Origin of the sequence: Sphingomonas liriopis, assembly GCF_024211255.1 — a bacterium.
Taxonomy (GTDB): domain Bacteria; phylum Pseudomonadota; class Alphaproteobacteria; order Sphingomonadales; family Sphingomonadaceae; genus Sphingomonas; species Sphingomonas liriopis.
The window spans coordinates 78,528-85,093 of record NZ_JAMLDY010000016.1 but is presented as its reverse complement, the minus strand read 5'-3'; the positions used below and the strand labels follow the sequence as shown (position 1 = coordinate 85,093).

At 67.6% G+C, this 6,566-nt stretch carries 5 protein-coding genes; 2 read left to right on the top strand and 3 right to left on the bottom strand.

Annotated features, from left to right (window positions below; translation table 11 throughout):
* Window positions 1–323 precede the first annotated feature (323 nt).
* Together M9979_RS13325 and M9979_RS13320 are read left to right on the top strand one after the other, a co-directional pair.
* Window positions 324–2,633, top strand: coding sequence for a GH92 family glycosyl hydrolase (locus tag M9979_RS13325; RefSeq protein ID WP_254289853.1), 2,310 nt, complete (start codon window positions 324–326; stop codon window positions 2,631–2,633).
* 79 nt (window positions 2,634–2,712) lie between these two features.
* The gene (locus tag M9979_RS13320) at window positions 2,713–4,083 is read left to right on the top strand and encodes an oligogalacturonate lyase family protein (RefSeq protein ID WP_254289852.1); all 1,371 of its coding nucleotides are present in this window, start codon (window positions 2,713–2,715) and stop codon (window positions 4,081–4,083) included.
* A gap of 56 nt (window positions 4,084–4,139) precedes the next feature.
* Here M9979_RS13320 and M9979_RS13315 read toward each other — a convergent pair whose 3' ends face one another.
* The 3 genes from M9979_RS13315 to M9979_RS13305 all read right to left on the bottom strand — a co-directional run bounded on the left by M9979_RS13315 (window position 4,140) and on the right by M9979_RS13305 (window position 6,541).
* The gene (locus M9979_RS13315) at window positions 4,140–4,757 is read right to left on the bottom strand and encodes a glutathione S-transferase family protein (RefSeq protein WP_254289851.1); all 618 of its coding nucleotides are present in this window, start codon (window positions 4,755–4,757) and stop codon (window positions 4,140–4,142) included.
* 11 nt (window positions 4,758–4,768) lie between these two features.
* On the bottom strand, window positions 4,769–5,629 hold the full coding sequence (locus M9979_RS13310; RefSeq protein ID WP_254289850.1) for a dienelactone hydrolase family protein: 861 nt from the start codon (window positions 5,627–5,629) through the stop codon (window positions 4,769–4,771).
* Window positions 5,630–5,860: 231 nt separating this feature from the next.
* Window positions 5,861–6,541, bottom strand: coding sequence for a cell cycle transcriptional regulator TrcR (locus M9979_RS13305; RefSeq protein WP_254289849.1), 681 nt, complete (start codon window positions 6,539–6,541; stop codon window positions 5,861–5,863).
* Between the last annotated feature and the right edge of the window lie 25 nt (window positions 6,542–6,566).

Below are 6,566 nucleotides of genomic sequence, written 5' to 3'. Positions count from 1 at the left end.
TCTGGTGCCAGCAGCCTCATGCAACTGTTCAGGTGTGTGACCAACGCGGGCGGGGAACCGAGCCGGACTGCGGCATCTCCGTGCCAGGGGTCCAACGGTCTCCCGCCCGCCATCCTTATCGCATATCTGCAACACACGGGGGTCCAGTTAGGTCAGCGCTCGTACGTCATGGCAGATGCTCGCCCAACTGGACCCCGGCCTTCGCCGGGGAGGCGCCATGCGGTGAGGTTTCGTTCACACCCCGAAACATCGTGAGGGGGCAAACGGCAACACGCCTCAACCTCCATTGGACAATGTCCGCATGCCCCTGCTTAAACAAGGGCATGCGCGTGCTCCTGCTCCTTCTATCCGCCTCGCTCTCCGCGACCGCCGTCGCCCAGAGCGTCCCCGCCCCGATCGATGCGGTCGATCCGATGATCGGCACCGGTGGCGAAGGCCACACCTTTCCCGGCGCGACCGCACCGTTCGGGATGGTACAGCTGTCGCCGGACACCGATGCGACCTGTGCCTTGCGCGCCTGCTACGGCCATGCTGCAGGCTATCGCTACGACGACCCGACGATCCAGGGGTTCAGCCACACGCATTTCTCGGGCGCGGGCCATTCCGATCTCGGCGATCTTTTGGTCATGCCGCAGGCGGGCGAGACGGTGCGGATGGACCCGGGCGATGCCAAAGTGCCCGGATCGGGATATCGCTCGCGCTTCGATCACGCGACCGAGCGCGCGAAGCCGGGCTATTATGCGGTGAAGCTGACCGACAGCGGGATCGCCGCCGAACTGACCGCGGGGACGCGCGTCGGCGTCCACCGCTATGCCTTTCCGAAAGGACGGGCGGCACATCTGCTGATCGACCTGCGCTCGTCGCTGTACGATTATCCCGGCAAGATCCTGTGGTCGGGGCTGCACCTGCGCCCCGACGGCACGCTGACCGGTTTCCGCGAGACGCGCGGCTGGGCGCCGGGGCGCAAATTGTTCTTCGCGATGCGCTTTTCGACACCGCTGACCGGCCACGCCTTCGTCGATCGCGACACGGACGTGCCGTACAAGGGCTTTCAGGGGCCGGGACGCGGCAGCGATGCCGTCGCCGAGAAGCTGGGCAAGGCGCTGGAGGCGCGGCTCGATTTCGGCACGCTCGCCGCGCCGCTCGAGGTGAAGGTCGCGCTGTCGGGGGTGGACGAGGATGGCGCGGTCGCCAACCTAGCCGCCGAGCCGGGCGGTTTCGACGCGATCCGCACCGCAACCACCGCCGCCTGGACCGCGGCGCTCGGCCGGGTGGAGATCGATGCGCCCGCGCCGATGCGGACCAGCGTCTATACCGCGCTCTACCACAGCCTGCTCGCGCCGAGCGTGTGGAGCGATGCCGACGGCCGCTATCGCGGGCCCGACGATCAGGTGCATGCCGCGAAGGGTTTCACCGTCCGCTCGACCTTTTCGCTGTGGGACACGTTCCGCGCCGAGCATCCGCTGCTAACGCTGGTCCAGCCCGCCGCGACGACCAACGACGTCGTCAATTCGCTGATCGAGAGCCGCCGCAACAGCCCCGACGGCATCCTGCCGGTGTGGCAGTTCGCCGGGCGCGAGACGTGGACGATGATCGGCTATCACGCGGTGCCGGTGATCACCGACGCCTATCTGAAGGGCTTTCGCGGTTTCGACGCCGATGCCGCGCTCGACGCGATGGTCGCGAGCGCCAGTTACGCACCCTACGGCGGCCTGGGCGACTATATCGCGCGCGGCTACGTGCCGATCGACAAGGAGCCGGAGGCGGCGTCGAAGACGGTCGAATATGCCTATGACGACTGGACGATCGCGCGGATGGCGGGCGCGATGGGGCGCAAGGATGTCGCCGACCGGTTCGCGAAGCGCGCGGGCAACTGGCGCAACAGCTTCGACGCGAAGAGCGGCTGGCTGCGCGCGCGGCTGTCGTCCGGCGCGTTCCGCACGCCGTTCGATCCGACCGCGATCAACTACGGATCGGATTATACCGAAGGCAACGCCTGGCAATATAGCTGGTTCGTGCCGCAGGATCAGGCGGGGCTGTTCCGCCTGCTCGGCGGCGATGCGAAGGCGATCGCCAAGCTCGACGCGATGTTCGATTACGACACTTCCAAGCTCGACTATAGCCACGCCGAGGATATCGCCGGACTGATCGGTCAATATATCCACGGCAACGAACCGAGCCATCACGTCGCCTATCTCTACAGCTATGCCGGTGCGCCGTGGCGGACGCAGGAGCGGCTCGCGCAGATCGTCGCGTCGCAATACAAGCCGACGCCCGATGGCCTGTCGGGCAACGACGATCTCGGCCAGATGTCGGCGTGGCTAGTCTTCACCGCGCTGGGTTTCTACCCCGTCGCGCCGGGATCGAATGAATATGTCATCGGCCGGCCGTTCGTCGCGCGCGCGGCGATCACCCTGCCCGACGGCAAGCGCTTCACCGTGGTCGCGGACGGGCTATCCCCGGCGAACCGCTACCTGACCGGGGTACGGCTTAACGGCAAGCCGCTGACCCGCACGTATGTGGGGGACGACGAGATCCGCAGCGGCGGCGAGCTGCGCTTCACGATGGGCGCGGTGCCGGACAAAATCTGGGGCAGCGAACGCGCTGTACGGCCGTTCTCGATGACGCGCTGATCCGGCCCCACCCATTAAATGATGGACCATCGATCTATAGTGTGAGACTTCATCGGCAACGATAGAAGAGGATGCCGTCATGAAGCTCTGGATCGCCGCTCTGCTCTGCGCCGCCGCGGGGGTGGCATCGGCGCAGACCACACCGGTGCTGACCGCGAAGCCGGGCGCGCAGGCGACGCCGCCGAAGAGCTGGATCGACGCCACCACCGGCCATCGCCTCGTCCGCATCTCCGACGAGCCGGGTAGCAGCAGCACCTATTTCAACGTCAACAGCTACACCCCCGATGGCCGCTGGATGGCGTACAGTTCGCCGAGCGGGATCATGGCGCTCGACCTCAAGACCTGGGGCTCGAAGCTGATCGTGCCCGGCCGCGTCAGCCTGCAGTTCGTCGGCCATCGCACCGGCACGGTCTATTATCTGACCGCGCTCGAACAGACGCAGGGGCATGATGCGAAGGTCGCCGCGGCGATGCCGCAGCGGGGGCCGCGCACGATCATGGGCTATGACATCGCGACGGGCAAAAGCCGGCGGATCGCCGACCTGCAACCGGGCTATTCGATCGCGACGATCAACGCCGACGAGACGCTGTTCGCCGGCGCGCGCAACACCGGCGCAGGTGCCGGCGCGGGCGTCAACCCGGGCAGCGTGCTCACCACCCGCGACCCCGCCGACGAACGCGGTTCCAATGGCGAAAAGCTCACCTATGCCGAGGGGCGCGAGGTGCAGATCAACCGCCGGCTGATGCAGCGCATCCCGATGGAGATCTTCACCATCGACATCGCTACCGGTGCGAAGAAGACGATCACCGCGTCCACCGACTGGCTCAACCACCTGCAATTCTCGCCGACCGATCCCGGCCTGCTGCTCTATTGCCATGAGGGCAACTGGCACGTCGTCGACCGGATGTGGCTGATCCGCGTCGATCGCCCCGATCGGCCCAAACTGATCCATACCCGGACGATCAACATGGAGATCGCCGGCCACGAATGGTGGGCGCGCGACGGCAGGACCGTCTGGTACGACCTGCAGACGCCGCGCGGCGTGGATTTCTGGGTCGCGGGCTACGACGTCGGCACCGCCAAGCGGCGCTGGTATCATATCGATCGCAACGCCTGGGGCGTGCACTTCAACAGCGCGCCCGACGGCAGCGTCTTTGCGAGCGACGGCGGCGATCCCGAGATGGCGGCGCACGCCCCCGACGGCAAATACATCCAGCTGCTGCGCCCGCGCGCCATTTCTGACGTCGCCGGCATCCACGCCGCCAACAGCGCCGACCTCATCACACCGGGCGCGGTCGATGTCGAGCGGCTGGTCGATCTCCGCAACCACGACTATCGCTCGGAACCCAACGCGAGCTTCACCCCCGACGGAAAGTGGCTGGTGTTCCGGTCGAACATGTGGGGCGCGGGTCACGTCTATGCGGTCGAGGTGGCGAAGCCGGGACGCTGATCCCGGCAACCGCCTTCCTCCTCCGTTAGTGCTGGTGAAGCCGCTTTTATCCGCCCTTAAGCCGGCGCCATCGCCGCATCGTCCAGCTCGGCGGCCTTCAGATACGCCGGCCGCGTCACCAGCCGCGCAATATAGGCATCGAATGCCGGCCGCTTGGGCAGCGAGCCGAACTGCGCGCCCCAGATCACCTGCGACCCGACATAGACGTCGGCGGCGGTGAAGCGGTCGCCGGCGATGTAATCGTGCGCCGACACCGCCTGTTCGAGCACGTCGACGACGCGTTCGTACGAGCCATATCCCGTCATCCGCTGCTGGTCCGCGGTTGGCTCGACCCCCAGCGAGCGGTTGGTGATCGCCGCTTCCACCGGACCCGCGGCGAAGAACAGCCAGCGGTAATAGTCCGCGCGCTCGTCGTCGTTCGGCGCGAGGCCCGCCTCGGGAAACGCCTCCGCGCAATAGGCGCAGATCGCCGCGCCTTCGGTCACCGTCCGGCCGCGGTGGACGATCGCGGGCACCTTGCCCATCGGATTGATCGACAGATACGGCTCCTGCTTCATCGTCGAACCGTAGTCGAGCATCACGACGTCATAGGCGACGCCGACCTCCTCGAGCATCCAGCGCGCGATGCGGCCGCGCGACATGGGATTGGTGTAGAGCGTCAGATCGGCGGTCATGGCATCCCCCATCACAGATTTTTGGCGAACAGGTCGAGCATCCGGCCCCAGGCGCGCTCGGCCTGCGGCTGATTGTAGACCTTGCTGTCGATGACGCACCAGCCGTGCATCGCACCGTCATACACCTCGATCTCGGCAGGGCGTTTGGCGGCGGCGAAGGCATCGCGCAGCGCGACCTTGTCGTTCGGACTGCGCGCATCGTCGTTGGTGGCGATCGCGATCAGATAGCCGCCGCGCAGCCCCGGCACGAGCCGGTGCGGGCTGTCGGGCGCCTCGCTCACCAGCCCCGCGCCATGGAAGGACGCGCCGGCATGCACGCGCCCCGGCACCGCCGCCGCGGTGCGCAACACCATCGGCCCGCCCATACAATAGCCCGCCGAACCGGCGCCGCGCTTGGTGTCGACCTCCTTCTGCTTGTCGAGGAAGGCGAGGAAGGCAATGCCGTCGCGCGTCGTCGCCTCCGCCGTCAGCGCCGCGCGCCACGGCATGATCCGCTCGCGCACCGCGGGCTGGTCGAACGATTCGCCCGGCTGGACGATCGGCGACTTGGTGGCGCGGTAGAATTGGTTGACGACCAGCACCGCATAGCCCGACTGCGCGAGCCGGTCGGCCATCTGCCGGAACGCCGGCCGCAACCCCATGATGTCGGGCCACATCAGCACCGCGGGGTGCTTGCCGCTGGTCGGCGCGGTGAAATAGGCGTCGCACTGGCCGTCGGGCGTGGCGACGACGACATCGCGGCCCTTGACCGGCCTGGCGTTCGCCGGCGCGGCGGGCAACACCATCGTGACGCCGACCGCACCGGCGGCGGCGCCGAACTGGCGGCGGGACAGATGCGCTTGCGTATCGGCGGCGGTCAGTTCGTCGCACATGGTGCTCTCCCAGGGGTTTGGGAGAGGCTAGTCCAGCGCGGGACCGGGCGCCAGAGGGAAGGCGGACACCCGCCAAACCCCCTTCGTCACCCCGGACTTGTTCCGGGGTCCACCGTGCCGCGAGCGCGGAGCAAGAGGCGCGATCCCTACGCCCCGCCGCAGAGTGGACCCCGGAACAAGTCCGGGGTGACGGTGGAATGGGGACAGCGGCGATCGCCGCCGCTTACCCGATCAGCGCTTGAACGGGTCCTGGAACAGCGCCGCCGCAGCCGCCGCCGGATCGTTGTGATCCACGTCGACACCCCGCGCCGCCGCGTCGCGCTCGGCGCGCAGGCTCGCGATCAGCGCCTCGCGATCGCCCTCCAGCCGCGTGTCGGTCGGCGCGGCTTCGTTGCCCGACGCCTTCGACGCCTTGGCGACGGCCGCGTCGAGCTCGCGCTGCGTGGTCAGGCCCAGCGTCACCGGATCCTTCGGCGTGATGTTGCCGATGTTCCAGTGGCTGCGGTCGCGGATCGCGGCGATCGTCGTGCGGGTGGTGCCGATCAGGTTGCTGATCGCGCCGTCGGTGATCTCGGGGTGGTTGCGGATGATCCAGGCGATGCCGTCGGGCTTGTCCTGACGCTTCGACACCGGCGTGTAGCGCGGGCCCTTGGTGCGGCGGACCTGCTCGGGACCCTTGATCATCTTGAGGCGGTACGACGGATCGGCCTGGCCCTTGTCGACCTCCTCCTGCGTCACCTCGTGCGTGCGGATCGGATCGCGCCCGGTCAGCTTGGTCGCGGCGGTGTCGTCGGCGATCGCCTGCACTTCGAGGATATGCAGACCGCAGAAATCGGCGATCTGGTCGAACGACAGCGACGTGTTATCGACCATCCAGGATGCGGTCGCATGGGGCATGAGCGGCTGGGCCACGGGGAAAACTCCGTCGGAAATGAAT

What these genes read in the sequence shown, in the direction of transcription:
- M9979_RS13320 (WP_254289852.1), top strand. Translation starts at nt 2,713, where the DNA reads ATGAAGCTCTGGATCGCCGCTCTGCTCTGCGCCGCCGCGGGGGTGGCA.
- M9979_RS13310 (WP_254289850.1), bottom strand. Translation starts at nt 5,629, where the DNA reads ATGTGCGACGAACTGACCGCCGCCGATACGCAAGCGCATCTGTCCCGC.
- M9979_RS13315 (WP_254289851.1), bottom strand. Translation starts at nt 4,757, where the DNA reads ATGACCGCCGATCTGACGCTCTACACCAATCCCATGTCGCGCGGCCGC.
- M9979_RS13325 (WP_254289853.1), top strand. Translation starts at nt 324, where the DNA reads ATGCGCGTGCTCCTGCTCCTTCTATCCGCCTCGCTCTCCGCGACCGCC.